The sequence below is a fragment of the Streptococcus sp. KHUD_016 genome, assembly GCF_051106465.1.
Lineage (GTDB): Bacteria > Bacillota > Bacilli > Lactobacillales > Streptococcaceae > Streptococcus.
Genome location: NZ_CP193663.1, coordinates 1,139,189 through 1,158,183, shown reverse-complemented (window position 1 = coordinate 1,158,183; position 18,995 = coordinate 1,139,189). Strand labels below are relative to the sequence as shown.

The following is an 18,995-nucleotide window of genomic DNA, read 5'->3' as shown; positions in this document are numbered from 1 at the left end:
AGATAAATTCTCTTGCGAGCATCGCTCGCTGTATTTTCACTTTGCATTTTACGGGCTTTGTATCTTATATGAGTAACATTCAAAACATGTCCCTTGAGGACATCATGGGAGAGCGCTTTGGTCGCTACTCCAAGTATATTATTCAAGACCGGGCTTTGCCAGACATTCGGGATGGTTTGAAGCCGGTTCAGCGTCGCATTCTTTATTCGATGAATAAGGATGGCAATACTTTTGACAAGAGCTACCGTAAGTCTGCCAAGTCTGTCGGGAATATCATGGGGAATTTCCACCCACACGGTGACAGTTCCATCTATGATGCCATGGTCCGTATGTCTCAGGACTGGAAAAATCGTGAGATTCTAGTTGAAATGCACGGTAACAACGGTTCTATGGACGGAGATCCGCCGGCGGCTATGCGTTATACAGAGGCACGTTTGTCTGAGATTGCAGGTTATCTCCTTCAGGACATCGAGAAAAAGACCGTTCCTTTTGCGTGGAACTTTGACGATACCGAGAAAGAACCAACTGTCTTACCAGCAGCCTTTCCCAACCTTTTGGTCAATGGTTCGACTGGGATTTCAGCTGGATATGCTACGGACATTCCACCACATAATTTGGCCGAAGTTATCGATGCGACAGTCTACATGATTGACCACCCAACTGCCAAGGTGGATAAGCTGATGGAATTCTTGCCTGGACCAGATTTCCCGACTGGAGGGATTATCCAAGGCCGTGACGAAATCAAAAAGGCCTATGAAACTGGGAAAGGGCGCGTGGCCGTTCGCTCTAAGACGGAGATTGAAAAGCTAAAAGGTGGTAAGGAACAAATCGTTATCACTGAGATTCCTTATGAAATCAATAAAGCCAATCTCGTCAAGAAAATCGATGATGTTCGTGTCAATAACAAGGTAGCTGGTATTGCTGAGGTTCGTGATGAGTCTGACCGTGACGGTCTTCGTATCGCTATTGAGCTCAAGAAAGATGCTAATACCGAGCTCGTACTCAACTATCTCTTCAAATACACTGACCTTCAAATCAACTACAACTTCAACATGGTGGCGATTGACAATTTCACACCTCGTCAGGTTGGGATTGTCCCAATTTTGTCTAGCTATATCGCCCACCGTCGTGAAGTGATTTTGGCTCGTTCACGCTTTGACAAGGAAAAGGCTGAGAAACGTCTCCATATCGTTGAAGGTTTGATTCGCGTGATTTCGATTTTGGACGAAGTCATTGCCCTTATCCGTGCTTCTGAGAACAAGGCTGACGCCAAGGAAAACCTCAAGGTCAGCTATGAGTTTACAGAAGAGCAGGCTGAGGCCATCGTTACCTTGCAACTTTACCGTTTGACCAATACAGACGTGGTTGTCTTGCAGGAAGAAGAAGCAGAATTGCGTGAAAAGATTGCCATGCTTGCGGCTATCATCGGTGATGAACGGACTATGTACAATCTCATGAAGAAAGAACTCCGTGAGGTCAAAAAGAAATTTGCGACTCCACGTTTGAGTACCTTAGAAGACACTGCGAAAGTTATCGAGATTGATACAGCTAGTTTGATTGCTGAGGAAGATACCTATGTTAGCGTGACCAAGGCTGGTTACATCAAGCGTACTAGCCCACGTTCCTTTGCAGCATCTACGCTGGAAGAAATTGGCAAGCGTGATGATGATCGTTTGATCTTTGTTCAATCTGCCAAGACAACCCAGCACCTCTTGATGTTTACAACTCTTGGAAATGTCATCTATCGACCAATCCATGAATTGGCAGATATTCGCTGGAAAGATATCGGAGAGCATCTGAGCCAGACCATTACAAACTTCGAAACGAACGAAGAAATCCTTTATGTTGAAGTGGTAGATCAGTTTGATGATGCGACAACCTACTTTGCAGCTACTCGTCTCGGCCAAATCAAACGCGTAGAACGCAAAGAATTCTCTCCATGGCGGACCTACAAGTCGAAGTCTGTTAAATATGCTAAGCTTAAAGACGAGACAGACCAGATAGTAGCAGTAGCTCCAATCAAACTAGATGATGTTCTCTTGATTAGTCAAAACGGTTATGCCCTTCGTTTCAATATCGAAGAGGTTCCCGTTGTCGGTGCCAAGGCTGCAGGTGTCAAGGCTATGAACCTGAAAGCAGATGATGCACTTCAGGCTGCCTTTATCTGTAACACCTCATCCTTCTACCTCTTGACCCAACGTGGAAGCTTGAAACGAGTTTCCATTGAGGAAATTCCAGCGACCAGCCGTGCCAAACGAGGCCTACAAGTCTTGCGTGAGTTGAAAAACAAACCGCACCGTGTCTTTTTAGCAGGAGCAGTTGCAGAGCAAGGTTTCGTTGGTGATCTTTTTAGTACAGAAGTAGAAGAAAACGACCAAACGCTCCTTGTCCAATCTAACAAGGGAACAATCTATGAGAGCCGATTGCAAGATTTGAACTTGTCTGAACGCACTAGCAATGGAAGCTTTATATCAGACACCATTTCAGATGAAGAAGTTTTCGATGCTTACCTCAAAGAAGTCTTTAAAGAAGATAAAGCAAATTCTTAAAAAGAATCAGTCCAGAGGGCTGATTTCTTTATGTTGAAAAAATTTTCAGAAAATTACAAATAATACTTGAAATTTTACTAGAAAAGTGTAGAATAGAACACATAGTTTGAATAGTATAAAGGAGAAACACATGACAGTTGCAATTGATTGGGAAAACCTTGGCTTTGCTTATATGAAATTACCTTACCGTTATATCGCTCACTACAAAAATGGTCAATGGGATCAAGGAGAATTGACAGAGGATGCAACCTTGCATATTTCAGAGTCTTCTCCAAGTCTCCACTATGGACAGCAAGCATTTGAGGGATTGAAAGCCTATCGAACCAAGGATGGCAGTGTTCAACTGTTCCGTCCTGACGAAAATGCCAAGCGTCTGCAACGTACCTGCGACCGTCTTTTGATGCCACAAGTTCCGACAGAAATGTTTGTAGAAGCTTGTAAAGCAGTTGTGCGTGCAAATGAAGAATACGTCCCACCATATGGAACAGGTGGAACCCTTTATCTTCGTCCACTGTTGATTGGTGTTGGAGATATTATCGGGGTAAAACCTGCAGAAGAGTATATTTTCACCATCTTTGCTATGCCGGTTGGTAACTATTTTAAAGGTGGTTTAGTCCCAACAAATTTCTTGATTCAGGATGAATACGACCGGGCAGCTCCAAATGGTACAGGTGCGGCCAAGGTAGGTGGGAACTATGCTGCTAGCCTCCTCCCAGGTAAAATGGCCAAGTCACGTCAATTTTCAGATGTTATCTACTTAGACCCATCTACACATACAAAGATTGAAGAAGTCGGATCAGCCAACTTCTTTGGAATTACAGAGAACAACGAATTTGTAACGCCATTAAGCCCATCTATCTTACCATCTATTACCAAGTACTCATTGCTTTACTTGGCTGAACACCGCTTGGGCTTGACTCCGATTGAAGGCGATGTTCCAATTGATAATTTGGAGCGTTTTGTAGAGGCAGGTGCTTGTGGAACAGCAGCGGTTATTTCGCCAATTGGAGGCATCCAACATGGTGATGATTTCCATGTTTTCTATAGTGAAACAGAAGTAGGTCCTGTTACACGTAAACTCTATGATGAATTGACTGGTATCCAATTTGGTGATGTGGAAGCACCAGAGGGATGGATTGTCAAAGTGGACTAAAAGATATGAAATAAAGAAGAGCTCCATAGCAGTTGTAATAGCTGAAATGGAGTTTTTTCTTGCTAGTTTTAGCTTTTTCTTGTACAATAGAAAAAGTGAAAAGAGGTACAGTATGAGTAAAAAAGATAAGAAAATTGAAATCCAATTAACAGATGCAAAAGTGACTGTTGGAAAAGACAGCTATGAAGGATACGTTTTGACGATCGGGAAAAAGGTCATTGGAGAAATTGCCGAATTAGATAACCAATTTGCCATCATAAAGAATGGAAATGTCGATAGTTTTTATAAAAAACTTGAAAAAGCTGTGGAAATTTTGATTGAAAACTATAATTTGACAAAATAATACTTGTTTTATTGAAAATTTCATGATATAATAGTTCTCGTTAAACATTGGAGAGATAGCGAAGAGGCTAAACGCGGCGGACTGTAAATCCGCTCCTTCGGGTTCGGGGGTTCGAATCCCTCTCTCTCCATTTATCAATGGGGTATAGCCAAGCGGTAAGGCAAGGGACTTTGACTCCCTCATGCGTTGGTTCGAATCCAGCTACCCCAGTTCTTAGGTAATAAATTCAAGATAAAAAGAAAAATATCTTAGGGTATTTTATTTTTATAATTGAAAGACGTGAACGATATGAACATGTCTTTGCGGGTGCTTAGGAAAAAAATTATAAGTATGTCAAGTTTGGAAAAACTTGATTGTTGGAGGATTTTTTAGATGAATGAATTTGAAGATTTGCTAAATAGCGTTAGCCAAGTTGAGCCTGGTGATGTTGTTAGTGCTGAAGTATTGACAGTTGATGCGACTCAAGCTAACGTTGCAATCTCTGGGACTGGTGTTGAAGGTGTCTTGACTCTTCGCGAATTGACAAACGATCGCGATGCAGATATCAATGACTTTGTGAAAGTAGGAGAAGTATTGGATGTTCTTGTACTTCGTCAAGTAGTTGGTAAAGATACTGATACAGTTACATACCTTGTATCTAAAAAACGCCTTGAAGCTCGCAAAGCATGGGACAAACTTGTAGGACGCGAAGAAGAAGTTGTTACTGTTAAAGGAACTCGTGCCGTTAAAGGTGGACTTTCAGTAGAATTTGAAGGTGTTCGTGGATTTATCCCAGCTTCAATGTTGGATACTCGTTTCGTACGTAACACTGAGCGTTTCGTAGGTCAAGAATTTGATGCTAAAATCAAGGAAGTTGATCCTAAAGAGAACCGCTTCATCCTTTCACGTCGTGAAGTTGTTGAAGCAGCTACTGCAGCAGCTCGTGCTGAAGTATTCGGTAAATTGGCTGTTGGTGATGTAGTAACTGGTAAAGTTGCTCGTATCACAAGCTTCGGTGCTTTCATCGACCTTGGTGGTGTTGACGGATTGGTTCACTTGACTGAGTTGTCACACGAACGTAACGTTTCACCTAAATCAGTTGTAACTGTTGGTGAAGAAATCGAAGTGAAGATCCTTGATCTTAACGAAGAAGAAGGACGCGTATCACTTTCACTTAAAGCAACAACACCTGGACCATGGGATGGCGTTGAGCAAAAATTGGCTAAAGGTGATGTAGTAGAAGGAACAGTTAAACGTTTGACTGACTTCGGTGCATTTGTTGAAGTGTTGCCAGGTATCGATGGACTTGTTCACGTATCACAAATTTCACACAAACGTATCGAAAATCCAAAAGAAGCTCTTACTGTTGGTCAAGAAGTTACTGTTAAAGTCCTTGATGTTAACGCTGACGCAGAACGTGTATCACTTTCTATCAAAGCTCTTGAAGAGCGTCCAGCTCAAGAAGAAGGACAAAAAGAAGAAAAACGTGCTGCTCGTCCACGTCGTCCAAAACGTCAAGAAAAACGTGATTTCGAACTTCCAGAAACACAAACAGGATTCTCAATGGCTGACTTGTTCGGTGATATCGAACTTTAATCAAATTGATAATCACAAAATCCTTTGTTTAAAACAAGGGATTTTTCTTTTGTCTCTTTCTCATTTTTGATATAATAGTTCTATGTTAGATTCAGAAAAACAATCACAATATCAATTGTTAAATGAGGAACTCTCTTATTTACTTGAAGGTGAGAGTAATGTTCTTGCCAATCTTTCGAATGCTAGTGCCCTCCTAAAATCTCGCTTTCCCAATACTGTATTTGCAGGATTTTATCTGTTTGATGGTAGCGAGTTGGTTTTAGGACCTTTTCAGGGTGGGGTTTCTTGCATTCGCATCCCGCTTGGAAAAGGCGTGTGTGGAGAAGCTGCTGCGTTTCAAGAGACTGTTTTGGTTGGCGATGTGAGCACCTATCCAAACTACATTTCTTGTGATAGTATGGCCAAGAGTGAAATCGTGGTTCCCATGCTCAAGAATGGTCGATTGCTGGGTGTCTTAGACTTGGATTCTTCACTTATTGATGATTACAATGCCATTGACCGTGATTACTTGGAACAATTTGTCGCTATTTTGCTTGATAAGACAGAATGGGACTTTACGATGTTTGAGGAGAAAGCCTAATGTATCAAGCACTTTATCGAAAATATAGAAGCCAGACTTTTTCACAACTGGTAGGTCAAGAGGTTGTGGCTAAAACCCTAAAACAAGCAGTTGAGCAGGAAAAGATTAGTCACGCTTATCTTTTCTCGGGCCCTCGTGGAACTGGGAAAACCAGTGTAGCCAAGATTTTTGCCAAGGCTATGAACTGTCCAAACCAGGTAGACGGAGAACCATGTAATAACTGTTATATCTGTCAGGCAGTGACAGAAGGTAGCCTAGAAGATGTTATCGAAATGGATGCGGCTTCGAATAACGGAGTCGATGAGATCCGTGAAATTCGTGATAAATCTACTTACGCTCCTAGTTTAGCACGGTATAAGGTCTATATCATAGACGAGGTTCATATGTTGTCTACAGGAGCTTTTAATGCGCTTTTGAAGACCCTTGAAGAACCAACTCAGAATGTTGTCTTTATCTTGGCGACCACCGAATTGCACAAAATTCCAGCAACTATTTTATCGCGTGTCCAACGTTTTGAGTTTAAATCGATTCGAACTCAAGATATCACGGCACATATTCATCATATTTTAGAAAAAGAAAATATTAGTTCTGAACCAGAGGCTGTGGAAATCATTGCTAGACGGGCTGAAGGTGGGATGCGGGATGCCTTGTCTATTCTGGACCAAGCCTTGAGTTTGACGCAAGGGAATGCTTTAACGACAGCTATTTCTGAGGAGATTACAGGCACTATTAGTCTATCAGCTCTAGATGACTATGTGGCCGCTTTGGCCCAACAGGATGTCCCCAAAGCACTCGATTCTTTGAATCTTTTGTTTGAAAATGGCAAGAGCATGACTCGTTTTGTGACGGATCTCTTGCAGTATTTGCGGGATCTACTGGTTGTTCAGACAGGTGGTGAAAATACTCATCATAGTCCAGTTTTTATGGACAATCTAGCTCTTTCTCAGGAAAGTCTCTTTGAAATGATTCGAATAGCGACTGTGAGCTTGGCAGATATGAAAGCTAGTCTACAACCTAAGATTTATGCTGAGATGATGACCATTCGTTTAGCGGAGATTAAGCCTGAATCTGCGGTTTCGGGAACTGTTGAAAGTGAAATTTCTGCACTGAGACAGGAAGTCGCCCGTCTTAAACAAGAACTTGCCAATGTTGAAACAGCTCCTAAACAAGTGGCGCCAGTCCCTAGCCGTCCAGCCACTTCCAAGACAGTCTATCGAGTAGACCGTAATAAGGTTCAGGCTATCCTACAAGAAGCTGTTGAAAATCCTGAATTGGCACGGCAAAACTTGATTAGACTCCAGAATGCATGGGGAGAAGTGATTGAAAGCTTAGCTGGTCCTGATAAGGCTCTTCTTGTTGGTTCTCAACCAGTTGCAGCCAACGAACACCATGCAATTTTAGCTTTTGAGTCTAATTTCAATGCAGGGCAAACCATGAAACGGGATAACCTCAATACCATGTTTGGCAATATTCTCAGCCAGGCGGCTGGATTTTCACCTGAAATCCTGGCAATTTCCCTAGAGGAATGGAAAGAGGTTCGTGCAGCATTTTCAGCTAAAAACAAGTCTTCTCAGGCAGATCAAGAGGTAGAAGAAGAAAGCCTAATTCCAGAGGGATTTGAATTTCTGGCTGATAAAGTCATGGTCGAAGAAGACTAAAAGTGGATTTCATGGTACAATAATCCTATGACTAGACAACAATTTATCGTGATAGCACTATTTACTGCTGCTGAGACTTATTTTTTCAATGAAGCTTGGATGACGGGTCGCTATTTCATGGCAGCCTTTTGGGCCATTCTACTTTTTCGAAATTTTAGGTTAAGTTATGTAATGGGGAAAATAGTAGATGCTATTGATCAGCACCTAAACCGCAAGGATTAGTCACTAGCTTCTAAACAAAATCAAAGCCTTTTAGGCTTTTTTTTGTTATACTAGTAGAGTATATTTATGGACCTTTTCTTTTATTTTTAGAGAAATGTAAGTGATTTCTTTAAGGATAAAGGAAGTAGGCCAGAAAAAGAAAGGAACTATCATGTCAGTATTAGAGATCAAAGATCTTCACGTTGAGATTGAAGGAAAAGAAATTTTGAAAGGGGTCAATCTGACTCTGAAAACAGGAGAAATCGCAGCTATCATGGGACCAAATGGTACTGGTAAATCGACTCTTTCTGCAGCTATCATGGGAAACCCTAACTATGAGGTTACTAAAGGGGAGGTCTTGTTTGATGGTGTAAATATCCTTGAGTTGGAAGTAGACGAGCGTGCGCGTATGGGACTTTTCCTGGCTATGCAATACCCATCTGAAATCCCTGGAATTACCAACGCAGAGTTTCTTCGTGCAGCCATGAATGCTGGTAAAGAAGATGATGAAAAGATTTCAGTTCGTGAGTTCATCACTAAACTAGACGAGAAAATGGAATTGCTCAACATGAAAGAAGAAATGGCAGAGCGTTACCTCAACGAAGGTTTCTCAGGTGGTGAGAAAAAACGTAATGAAATTCTTCAACTCTTGATGTTGGAACCAACTTTTGCTCTCTTGGATGAGATTGACTCAGGTCTTGATATTGACGCCCTTAAAGTTGTGTCTAAAGGTGTCAATGCAATGCGTGGTGAAGGCTTTGGTGCTATGATTATCACTCACTACCAACGTCTCTTGAACTACATCACACCAGACGTGGTCCACGTGATGATGGAAGGTCGTGTTGTCCTTTCTGGTGGTCCAGAATTGGCTGCACGCTTGGAACGTGAAGGATACGCGAAACTAGCTGAAGAACTTGGCTATGACTACAAGGAAGAATTGTAATTCCCTCGTATCTTTTAGGAGAAGTAAATGACTAAAGAGAATATTAAACTTTTTTCAGAAATGCACGCTGAACCAAGCTGGTTGGCTGACCTCCGTCAAAAAGCTTTTGATAAGATTGAGAGTTTAGAATTACCAGTTATTGAGCGTGTCAAATTTCACCGTTGGAATCTGGGAGATGGAACCATCAAAGAAAGTGAACCTTCAGCAAATGTTCCTGACTTCACGGCTCTAGATAATCACTTGAAGTTGGTGCAAGTAGGAACGCAGACTGTTTTTGAACAAACTCCAGTTGAATTGGCTGAACAAGGAGTAATCTTTACAGACTTCCACTCAGCTTTAGAAGAAATTCCCGAACTTATCGAGGAATTCTTCATGTCATCTGTTAAGTATGACGATGACAAGTTGGCAGCCTACCATACAGCTTACTTTAACAGTGGTGCTGTTCTCTACATTCCTGATAATGTTGAGATTACAGAGCCAATCGAAGGAATTTTCTACCAAGACAGCGATAGCGATGTGCCATTTAACAAGCATATTATGATTATCGCTGGTAAAAATTCTAAGATTAGTTATCTGGAGCGTTTAGAGTCACGTGGCGAAGGTAGTGCGAAAGCAACTGCCAATATCACAGTTGAAGTGATTGCTCGTTCTGGTGCGCAAGTGAAATTTGCGGCCATTGACCGTTTAGGTGAAAATGTCACGGCCTACATTAGCCGTCGTGGTAAACTAGGCAACGATGCAAGCATTGACTGGGCAATCGGTGTCATGAACGAAGGAAATGTTGTTGCTGATTTTGATAGCGATTTGATTGGAAATGGTAGCCATGCTGACCTTAAAGTCGTAGCTCTTTCAAGTGGCCGTCAGGTTCAAGGGATTGATACTCGAGTGACTAACTATGGTTGCAACTCTATCGGAAATATCCTCCAACATGGGGTTATCCTTGAAAAAGCAACTTTGACCTTCAATGGTATTGGACACATTATCAAGGGTGCTAAGGGAGCTGATGCGCAGCAAGAAAGTCGTGTTCTCATGCTTTCAGATCAGGCGCGTTCAGATGCCAACCCCATTCTTTTGATTGATGAAAATGACGTAACTGCAGGTCACGCGGCTTCTATCGGTCAGGTGGATCCAGAAGATATGTACTACCTCATGAGCCGTGGCTTGGACAAGGCGACTGCTGAGCGTTTGGTTGTTCGTGGTTTCCTTGGCTCCGTAATTGTTGAGATTCCAGTCAAAGAAGTTCGTGACGAAATGATTGCAACTATCGAAGAAAAATTGTCAAAACGCTAAGGGGAAGCCTATGTTAGATGTAGAAGCGATTCGCAAGGATTTTCCAATTTTGGACCAGATTGTCAACGATGAACCTCTGGTCTATCTGGACAATGCTGCGACGACACAAAAACCACTAGCAGTTCTTGAAACGATTAACCGCTACTATGAGCAGGACAATGCCAATGTTCACCGTGGTGTTCATACCTTGGCGGAGCGAGCAACAGCTTCTTATGAAGCTGCTCGTGAAACCATTCGTAAGTTTATCAATGCAGGCTCTACAAAGGAAGTTCTCTTTACCAGAGGAACGACAACCAGCCTTAACTGGGTGGCACGCTTCGCTGAGGAAATTCTGACTGAGGGAGACCAAGTCTTGATTTCAGTAATGGAACACCATTCTAATATCATTCCATGGCAGGAAGCTTGTCGCAAGACTGGGGCAGAGCTTGTCTATGTTTATCTCAAGGACGGGGCTCTGGATATGGAGGATTTGCGCGCTAAATTGACTGATAAAGTCAAGTTTGTCTCTCTAGCTCAAGCCTCAAATGTTCTTGGTGTGGTCAATCCTATCAAGGAAATCACGAAATTGGCCCACCAAGTTGGAGCTATCATGGTAGTGGATGGTGCTCAATCTACGCCTCATATGAAGATTGATGTCCAGGACTTGGATGTGGACTTCTTCGCCTTTTCAGGTCACAAGATGGCTGGTCCGACTGGCATCGGTGTGCTTTACGGTAAAGAAAAGTATCTGGAACAAATGTCTCCAGTTGAATTTGGTGGCGAGATGATTGATTTCGTCTATGAGCAATCTGCTAGTTGGAAGGAATTGCCTTGGAAATTTGAGGCTGGAACGCCAAATATGGCAGGTGCTATCGGACTTGCTGCAGCAGTGGATTATCTGGAAAAGATTGGCATGGATGCCATTGAAGCGCATGAACAAGAATTGATTGCATACGTCTATCCAAAATTGCAGGCCATTGAAGGCTTGACCATTTATGGTTCGCAGGACCTGGCTCAACGTTCAGGTGTCATTGCCTTTAACCTAAGTGATCTTCATCCCCATGACCTAGCTACAGCACTTGATTATGAAGGAGTGGCTGTTCGTGCTGGTCACCATTGCGCCCAACCTTTGCTTCAGTATTTGGAAGTCCCAGCAACAGCTCGTGCAAGTTTTTATATCTACAATACCAAGGCAGATTGTGACAAGCTAGTCGATGCCCTACAAAAGACAAAGGAGTTTTTCAATGGCACTTTCTAAACTAGATAGCCTTTATATGGCAGTGGTGGCAGACCATTCGAAAAATCCACATCACCAAGGGAAGTTAGAAGACGCTGAGCAAATCAGTCTCAATAATCCAACCTGTGGGGATGTTATCAACCTCTCTGTCAAGTTTGACGCAGAGGACCGTTTGGAAGATATTGCTTTTCTAAATTCAGGATGCACGATTTCAACTGCCTCTGCTAGTATGATGACAGATGCAGTTTTAGGCAAGACCAAACAAGAAATTTTAGAACTTGCGACCATTTTTTCTGAAATGGTTCAAGGGCAAAAGGATGACCGCCAAGACCAACTTGGAGATGCAGCTTTCTTATCAGGTGTTGCCAAATTCCCACAACGGATTAAGTGTGCAACTCTAGCTTGGAATGCCCTTAAGAAGACAATTGAAAATCAAGAAGATAAATAAGAAACATAGAAATATATAATGAAAGAAAGGATATTATGGCTGAAGAAAGAGTAGAACCAAAACCAATTGACCTTGGTGAATATAAATTTGGTTTCCATGACGATGTAGAGCCTGTCCTATCGACAGGAAAAGGACTCAACGAAGGTGTTATTCGTGAATTATCTGCTGCTAAGGGTGAACCTGAGTGGATGTTAGAATTCCGTTTGAAGTCTTATGAAACCTTCAAAAAAATGCCTATGCAAACCTGGGGAGCAGACTTGTCAGAGATTGACTTTGATGACTTGATCTACTACCAAAAACCTTCTGATAAACCTGCCCGTTCTTGGGATGAAGTTCCTGAGAAAATCAAAGAAACCTTTGAACGTATTGGGATTCCAGAAGCTGAGCGTGCTTATCTAGCAGGAGCTTCTGCCCAGTATGAGTCAGAAGTGGTTTACCATAACATGAAGGAAGAGTTCCAGAAATTGGGTATTATCTTTACAGATACGGATTCTGCCCTCAAGGAATACCCAGACTTGTTTAAACAATACTTTGCGAAGTTGGTACCACCGACTGATAACAAGTTGGCAGCCCTCAACTCTGCAGTATGGTCGGGTGGAACCTTTATCTACGTGCCAAAAGGTGTCAAGGTAGATATTCCACTTCAAACCTACTTCCGTATCAACAACGAAAATACAGGTCAGTTCGAACGTACCTTGATTATTGTTGATGAAGGAGCAAGCGTCCACTACGTAGAAGGCTGTACAGCGCCAACTTATTCAAGTAACAGCTTGCACGCTGCCATTGTAGAAATTTTCGCTTTGGACGGAGCTTATATGCGTTATACAACCATCCAAAACTGGTCTGATAATGTCTATAACTTGGTAACAAAACGTGCCAAAGCTTTGAAAGATGCGACTGTTGAGTGGATTGATGGTAACTTGGGTGCTAAAACAACCATGAAATACCCGTCTGTTTACCTTGATGGAGAAGGAGCGCGTGGAACCATGCTCTCTATCGCCTTTGCCAATGCAGGGCAACACCAAGATACGGGTGCCAAGATGATCCACAACGCTCCACATACAAGCTCGTCTATCGTGTCTAAATCCATTGCTAAAGGCGGAGGAAAGGTGGACTATCGTGGACAAGTAACCTTTAACAAGAACTCTAAGAAATCTGTTTCTCACATCGAGTGTGATACCATTATCATGGATGACTTATCAGCGTCAGATACCATTCCGTTTAATGAAATTCACAACTCGCAAGTTGCTTTGGAACACGAGGCCAAGGTATCTAAGATTTCAGAGGAACAACTCTACTACCTCATGAGTCGTGGTTTGTCAGAATCTGAAGCTACTGAGATGATCGTTATGGGATTTGTAGAGCCCTTCACTAAAGAACTTCCAATGGAATACGCAGTTGAGCTGAACCGCTTGATTAGCTATGAAATGGAAGGTTCAGTCGGATAAATCCAAAAAGGAGAAGCAAATGGGATTTTTAAAAAAATTATTCGGTAATGTTGAAAAAGCGAATAAAGGTGAAATTCCTGTCGAGGAAATTGTTCCACCTTTTACAATTGATTTAGCAGAAGAAGCAGATGATTATTGGCGACAAATGGAACAAAACCTCTTGATAAACGCTGTAAAAGCTGCTGGTGGTCCTGAGGCCGTGGAACGTGCTTTTGTTCTTACTAATTTCAAGGAAAATCAAGAAACCTTTGAGCTCTTTTATCAGGTAAATGGTCAACTTCTTTCATGGAGAGAGATGGATGCGACAGTTGTTGATAAAATCAGCAATCAACTCCTTCCGCAAGCGGCAGAAGTAGCGCGTGCAGTAAATGAAAATTATGAAGAGGCAAATGTACCAGTAATCCAGTACGCTATGCTTCAGTTTGAAACTGCAACCATGGCTTGGTTTGGGCGAAAGCTTACAACAGCTTCTCCAGAAGCACAACTGACTTTTGAAGAATTGGTATCTGGTTGGCGCGCTATTTTGGAACAAGAAGTTCCAAATCGTCCTCTAGATAGTGACCGTCCGTTCCCTTACTTTGAAGTTTAAAAAATCCCAAATCCCCAAAAACTTTCAATGGAGTATACTGTTGAGCTTAATCGCTTGATGAGTAAATAATTGAAAGAATCACTGGGTAAAAATGCAAATTCTGAACAGGAATCCTTTCTGTTCAGAATTTTTTTAAAAAAGAACCTAATAAATATTCACAAAACTGCTTTTATATGGTAAAATAAAACAATTACATTTAGTGGAGAAGAAGAATGAATATTTTTAGAACCAAGGATGTTAGTCTGAGACAGACAGAAATGCATCGCCATTTGAAATTGTGGGATTTGATTCTTCTAGGGATTGGTGCCATGGTGGGGACAGGGATTTTCACCATTACAGGAACAGCAGCGGCTACCCTAGCTGGTCCCTCATTAGTGATTTCCATTGTGATTTCTGCTCTGTGTGTTTCTCTATCAGCCCTCTTTTTCGCAGAATTTGCCTCTCGTGTGCCTGCTACTGGTGGTGCTTATAGTTATCTCTATGCGATTCTAGGAGAATTGCCAGCCTGGATTGCTGGTTGGTTGACCATCATGGAATTCATGACGGCTGTTTCAGGTGTGGCGTCTGGCTGGGCAGCTTACTTTAAGGGATTGCTCAGTAATTATGGTATCTCCATGCCCCAAGCCTTGAATGGAACCTTTAACCCTGAACAAGGTACCTATATCGATCTTCTGCCTATTTTAGTACTGACCTTGGTAACGGGATTGGTTTTATTAAATTCAAAGGCAGCTTTGCGATTTAATTCGCTTTTAGTGGTCTTGAAATTCTCAGCTCTCGCCTTATTTATCCTAGTTGGTATTTGGTACATCAAACCTGAAAATTGGTCGAATTTTGCTCCTTTTGGCTTTGGTCAACTATATGGTGGAAGTACTGGGATTATGGCTGGCGCATCTTTGATGTTCTTTGGTTTTCTCGGATTTGAGTCAATTTCCATGGCAGTTGATGAAATTCAAAGCCCGCAAAAAAATATTCCTCGCGGAATTGTCCTTTCTCTGACAATCGTCACCATTCTCTATGCTTTGGTAACCTTAGTATTGACAGGGATTGTTCACTACAGTAAACTCAATGTGGACGATGCAGTAGCATTTTCATTACGGAGTATTGGTATCGGCTGGGCAGCAAATTATGTTTCGCTTGTAGCCATTTTAACCCTGATAACCGTATGTATCTCTATGACTTATGCTTTGTCTCGGATGATTTATAGCTTAGCACGTGATGGACTTTTACCTCAAAGTTTCAAACAATTAAGCAAGACTAGTCGCGTTCCTAAAAATGCGACCCTCTTAACAGGAGTTGCTTCAGCCATTGCTGCAGGAGTCTTTCCTCTAGCCAGTATTGCAGCCTTCTTAAATATTTGTACGCTAGCTTATCTCATTTTGCTAGCCTATGGAATAATAAAACTCAGAAAGGATAAGGGTATGCCAAAAGAGGGAGAGTTTAAAACACCCTTGGTGCCACTTTTGCCAATTCTTTCCATTCTTATCTGTGTTTCCTTTATGCTTCAATATAGTCTAGATACCTGGATCGCCTTTGGCATTGCTCTTCTAGTTGGTCTAGTCATTTACTTTACTTATGGGTTCCGCCATTCAACCCTCGCAGAAGAAGAATAAAAGCTGGGAATTCCCAGCTTTTTTAATCTTTCACATAAGTAAATCCTTCACCCAGAATTTCATGAGCCTCAGTGATGGTGATAAAGGCTTGAGGGTCGATTTTGTGAATCATATCTTTCATTTTAACGATTTCATTCCGACCGACGATACAGTAGATAATTTTTAAATCCTTTTTGCTGTAGTAGCCTTGACCAGATATAAAGGTAACGCCACGTCCGAGTTCATCGTTAATCTCTTTGGCCAATTGATCAGGATATTGGGTAATAATCATAAATCCTTTACCAGCATAACCTCCTTCGCCTATCAAGTCGATAACACGAGCGATAATAAAGTCAAACAAGAGGGTATAGGTAACGAGACGAAGATCCTGGAAGATAATCAAAATCAACATTAAGATAAAAAAGTCAATCCCAAAAAGCAATTTACCAATCGAAATATTAGTATATTTGTTGAGGATACGGGCAACGATATCAGAACCACCAGTGGTTCCACCAGCATTAAAGATAATTCCTAAACCAACCCCCAGTAAGACTCCTGAGACTAAAGCGACAATGATGAGATCCCCTTGCAAGTCGATGTGCAAAGGAATGCGCTCAAAGATTGCTAGCCAAACGGAGAGTGAAATAGATCCTAGAAGGCTGGAGTAGAGGGTCTTAGGTCCAAATATCTTCCAAGCCAGGATAAATAAAGGGATATTAATTAAGAGGTTCATCAATGAGACAGGAATCTTAAAGAGATAGTAAGTAATCAAGGTAATACCTGTCGCCCCTCCCTCAAATAAATGATAAGGAACAACAAAGTAGGTAAGACCGAAGGCATAGATAGCAGCTCCAAGAATAATGGTGATAATCGGTTGAAGTTTTCGAATCATAGTTGTTCCTCACTTTTCTATAGATAGATTATACCAAAAATTCAGTTCTTTTCATCGGATCACTTATGATTTTTTATCATTTTTTTGATATAATATAGGAGAAAATCCCAATCCTATCGAGAAGAATAGAAAGATTGAATTATGACACAAGTAAAAATTGTAACGGACTCTTCTGTTACTATCGAACCAGAAGTAGTTAAAGAATTAAATATCACTGTTGTCCCACTATCAGTTATGATTGATAGTGTGCTTTATTCGGATGCAGATTTAAAAGAGGGAGAATTCCTTCATCTTATGCAACAAAGTAAGAATCTGCCTAAAACAAGTCAGCCCCCTGTGGGAGTGTTTGCTGAGGTCTTTGAAGAGCTAGGTAAAGATGGCAGTCAAATTATCGCCATTCACATGTCCCATGCCTTGTCTGGAACTGTGGAAGCTGCTCGCCAAGGGGCAAGTCTCTCAACTGCTGATGTAACGGTTATTGATAGTTCCTTTACAGATCAAGCGATGAAGTTCCAAGTTGTTGAAGCCGCAAAACTTGCTAAAGAAGGTAAAGACTTAGAAACGATCTTAGCTCATGTAGAGGACGTCAAAAATCATACAGAACTCTATATCGGTGTTTCGACGCTAGAAAACTTAGTTAAGGGTGGTCGTATTGGACGTGTGACAGGATTACTAAGCTCACTCTTGAATATTCGTGTAGTAATGCAGATGAAAAACCACGAACTCCAACCAATCGCCAAAGGACGTGGAGCGAAAACTTTCAAAAAGTGGCTTGAGGAATTAACCAATACTCTTTCCCAAAAATCAGTTGCAGAAATTGGAATCTCCTATGCTGGAACGAACGAATGGGCAAATGAGATGAAGGCATTATTGCAACCTTATGTTGAGAAGCCAATCTCTGTATTGGAAACTGGCTCTATTATTCAAACTCATACTGGAGAGAATGCTTGGGCGATTCTAATTCGCTACAATTCCTAAAAAAATAGAGAAAAAATGTTCGAAATAGTGTTTTTGACTTGACCTATAGCCGATTTTAGGATATGATTATATTTGTTAATTAGAAATTATTTGGAGGATTTGTTAACATGGCAAACAAACAAGATTTGATCGCTAAAGTAGCAGAAGCTACAGAATTGACTAAGAAAGATTCAGCAGCAGCAGTTGACGCTGTATTTGCAGCAGTAACTGAATACCTTGCAGCTGGTGAAAAAGTTCAATTGATCGGTTTCGGTAACTTTGAAGTTCGTGAGCGTGCTGCACGTAAAGGTCGCAACCCACAAACTGGTAAAGAAATCAAAATCGCAGCTTCTAAAGTTCCAGCATTCAAAGCTGGTAAAGCTCTTAAAGACGCTGTTAAATAATGAATTTTCAAAAAGCCTATTGTATCAAGCTTCCTAGCTTGGTCAACAGGCTTTTTTTGTTTATTTGAAGAGTTGAGTTATGATTCTGTGCAAAAAGAAAAAGGTTCCCATGTTTGAGAACCTTCTTTTCATTAGTTTTTAGAAGCTGCTTGGAATTCAGGGTTTTTCCATGCTTCATCAATGATAGCTTGCAATTCTTTAGCTGATGCTTGCATTTTTTGAGTTTCAGCATCATTCAATGGAATGTTTACTGGACGAACGATACCGTGAGCACCAACAACAGCTGGTTGACCGATAAAGACGTTTTTAACACCGTATTGACCTTCTTGGAAGACTGAAAGTGGAAGTACTGCATTTTCGTCATCAAGGATTGCTTTTGTGATACGAGCAAGCGCTACAGCGATACCGTAGTATGTAGCTCCTTTTTTGTTGATGATTGTGTAGGCAGCGTCACGAACACCTTCGAACAATTCAATCAATTCAGCTTCTTGAACGTTTTGAGTATCTTTAAGGAATTCTTCAAGGTTTACACCAGCTATGTTAGCGTGTGACCAAACCGCAAATTCAGAATCTCCGTGTTCGCCCATGATGTAGGCGTGAACTGAACGAGCATCAACATCCAATTTTTCAGCAAGTGCTTGACGGAAACGTGCTGAGTCAAGTGAAGTACCTGAACCGATAACACGTTCTTTAGGGAATCCAGAGAATTTCCAAGTTGAGTAAGTCAAAACATCAACTGGGTTAGCCGCAACAAGGAAGATACCATCAAAACCTGATTCAACAACTTGTGTTACAATTGATTTGTTGATAGCCAAGTTTTTACCTACAAGGTCAAGGCGAGTTTCACCTGGTTTTTGAGGAGCACCTGCAGTGATAACAACAAGGTCAGCGTCTGCACAGTCAGAGTATTGAGCAGCGTAGATTTTTTTAGGTGAAGTGAAGGCAAGGGCGTGGCTAAGGTCAAGCGCATCACCAACAGCTTTTTCGTGTAATTGTGGAATTTCGATAATTCCAAGCTCTTGTGCAATTCCTTGGTTAACAAGTGCGAAAGCATAAGATGAACCTACGGCACCGTCACCAACAAGGATCACTTTTTTGTGTTGTTTAGTTGAAGTCATTATCTAAACATCTCCTTCATTTTTTTTAGGGGAATCCCCAGA

The 18,995-nt window shown here is 41.5% G+C and carries 18 protein-coding genes and 2 tRNA genes; 18 read left to right on the top strand and 2 right to left on the bottom strand.

Annotated features, from left to right (window positions below; all coding sequences use genetic code 11):
- Positions 1-68: 68 nt before the first annotated feature.
- The 16 genes from parC (at position 69) to ACORHV_RS05340 (ending at position 15,603) form a co-directional block, all read left to right on the top strand.
- On the top strand, positions 69-2,549 hold the full coding sequence (gene parC, locus ACORHV_RS05415; protein WP_008289234.1) for a DNA topoisomerase IV subunit A: 2,481 nt from the start codon (positions 69-71) through the stop codon (positions 2,547-2,549).
- A gap of 130 nt (positions 2,550-2,679) precedes the next feature.
- The gene (locus ACORHV_RS05410) at positions 2,680-3,702 is read left to right on the top strand and encodes a branched-chain amino acid aminotransferase (RefSeq protein WP_142357886.1); all 1,023 of its coding nucleotides are present in this window, start codon (positions 2,680-2,682) and stop codon (positions 3,700-3,702) included.
- A 112-nt stretch (positions 3,703-3,814) separates the two neighbouring features.
- On the top strand, positions 3,815-4,045 hold the full coding sequence (locus ACORHV_RS05405) for a DUF2969 domain-containing protein (RefSeq protein WP_000037105.1): 231 nt from the start codon (positions 3,815-3,817) through the stop codon (positions 4,043-4,045).
- Positions 4,046-4,094: 49 nt separating this feature from the next.
- A tRNA-Tyr gene (locus ACORHV_RS05400) sits at positions 4,095-4,175 on the top strand.
- 8 nt (positions 4,176-4,183) lie between these two features.
- Positions 4,184-4,255, top strand: a tRNA-Gln gene (locus ACORHV_RS05395).
- Between the two features lie 162 nt (positions 4,256-4,417).
- The gene (gene rpsA / locus ACORHV_RS05390; RefSeq protein WP_001001617.1) at positions 4,418-5,620 is read left to right on the top strand and encodes a 30S ribosomal protein S1; all 1,203 of its coding nucleotides are present in this window, start codon (positions 4,418-4,420) and stop codon (positions 5,618-5,620) included.
- 82 nt (positions 5,621-5,702) lie between these two features.
- A complete protein-coding gene (locus ACORHV_RS05385) occupies positions 5,703-6,200 on the top strand; it encodes a GAF domain-containing protein (protein WP_000887137.1) in 498 nt (165 codons plus the stop codon).
- Positions 6,200-7,858 carry a DNA polymerase III subunit gamma/tau gene (gene dnaX / locus ACORHV_RS05380; RefSeq protein WP_000283848.1) on the top strand — a complete coding sequence of 553 codons (1,659 nt, stop codon included), beginning with the start codon at positions 6,200-6,202 and terminating at the stop codon, positions 7,856-7,858. Before ACORHV_RS05385 ends, dnaX begins: the two co-directional genes overlap by 1 nt.
- A gap of 27 nt (positions 7,859-7,885) precedes the next feature.
- Positions 7,886-8,080, top strand: coding sequence for a DUF3272 family protein (locus ACORHV_RS05375; RefSeq protein ID WP_000198269.1), 195 nt, complete (start codon positions 7,886-7,888; stop codon positions 8,078-8,080).
- A 151-nt stretch (positions 8,081-8,231) separates the two neighbouring features.
- On the top strand, positions 8,232-9,002 hold the full coding sequence (sufC, locus tag ACORHV_RS05370) for a Fe-S cluster assembly ATPase SufC (RefSeq protein WP_000114489.1): 771 nt from the start codon (positions 8,232-8,234) through the stop codon (positions 9,000-9,002).
- Positions 9,003-9,029: 27 nt separating this feature from the next.
- Positions 9,030-10,292: a Fe-S cluster assembly protein SufD gene (gene sufD, locus ACORHV_RS05365; protein WP_000159650.1), complete on the top strand. Its 1,263-nt coding sequence runs from the start codon at positions 9,030-9,032 to the stop codon at positions 10,290-10,292.
- A 10-nt stretch (positions 10,293-10,302) separates the two neighbouring features.
- Entirely contained in the window at positions 10,303-11,529 is a 1,227-nt protein-coding gene (locus tag ACORHV_RS05360) for a cysteine desulfurase (RefSeq protein WP_000887703.1), read from the top strand.
- Entirely contained in the window at positions 11,516-11,956 is a 441-nt protein-coding gene (gene sufU, locus ACORHV_RS05355) for a Fe-S cluster assembly sulfur transfer protein SufU (protein WP_001218474.1), read from the top strand. The genes ACORHV_RS05360 and sufU overlap by 14 nt, the downstream gene beginning before the upstream one ends.
- Before the next feature lie 35 nt (positions 11,957-11,991).
- Positions 11,992-13,404 carry a Fe-S cluster assembly protein SufB gene (gene sufB, locus ACORHV_RS05350; protein WP_000797071.1) on the top strand — a complete coding sequence of 471 codons (1,413 nt, stop codon included), beginning with the start codon at positions 11,992-11,994 and terminating at the stop codon, positions 13,402-13,404.
- Between the two features lie 19 nt (positions 13,405-13,423).
- Positions 13,424-13,993 carry a hypothetical protein gene (locus ACORHV_RS05345; protein ID WP_000506262.1) on the top strand — a complete coding sequence of 190 codons (570 nt, stop codon included), beginning with the start codon at positions 13,424-13,426 and terminating at the stop codon, positions 13,991-13,993.
- Positions 13,994-14,205: 212 nt separating this feature from the next.
- Positions 14,206-15,603: an APC family permease gene (locus ACORHV_RS05340; protein WP_198464605.1), complete on the top strand. Its 1,398-nt coding sequence runs from the start codon at positions 14,206-14,208 to the stop codon at positions 15,601-15,603.
- 22 nt (positions 15,604-15,625) lie between these two features.
- Here the strand turns inward: ACORHV_RS05340 and ACORHV_RS05335 are convergent, their stop codons facing one another.
- Positions 15,626-16,474 (bottom strand): YitT family protein, encoded by an 849-nt coding sequence (locus ACORHV_RS05335; protein WP_000619787.1) that lies wholly within the window; start codon positions 16,472-16,474, stop codon positions 15,626-15,628.
- 141 nt (positions 16,475-16,615) lie between these two features.
- Here ACORHV_RS05335 and ACORHV_RS05330 point away from each other — a divergent pair, with 141 nt between their 5' ends.
- Together ACORHV_RS05330 and ACORHV_RS05325 are read left to right on the top strand one after the other, a co-directional pair.
- On the top strand, positions 16,616-17,452 hold the full coding sequence (locus ACORHV_RS05330) for a DegV family protein (protein WP_000195456.1): 837 nt from the start codon (positions 16,616-16,618) through the stop codon (positions 17,450-17,452).
- A gap of 107 nt (positions 17,453-17,559) precedes the next feature.
- Positions 17,560-17,835: an HU family DNA-binding protein gene (locus tag ACORHV_RS05325; RefSeq protein WP_001284636.1), complete on the top strand. Its 276-nt coding sequence runs from the start codon at positions 17,560-17,562 to the stop codon at positions 17,833-17,835.
- 131 nt (positions 17,836-17,966) lie between these two features.
- Here ACORHV_RS05325 and ACORHV_RS05320 read toward each other — a convergent pair whose 3' ends face one another.
- The gene (locus ACORHV_RS05320; protein WP_000204722.1) at positions 17,967-18,953 is read right to left on the bottom strand and encodes an L-lactate dehydrogenase; all 987 of its coding nucleotides are present in this window, start codon (positions 18,951-18,953) and stop codon (positions 17,967-17,969) included.
- Positions 18,954-18,995 lie beyond the last annotated feature (42 nt).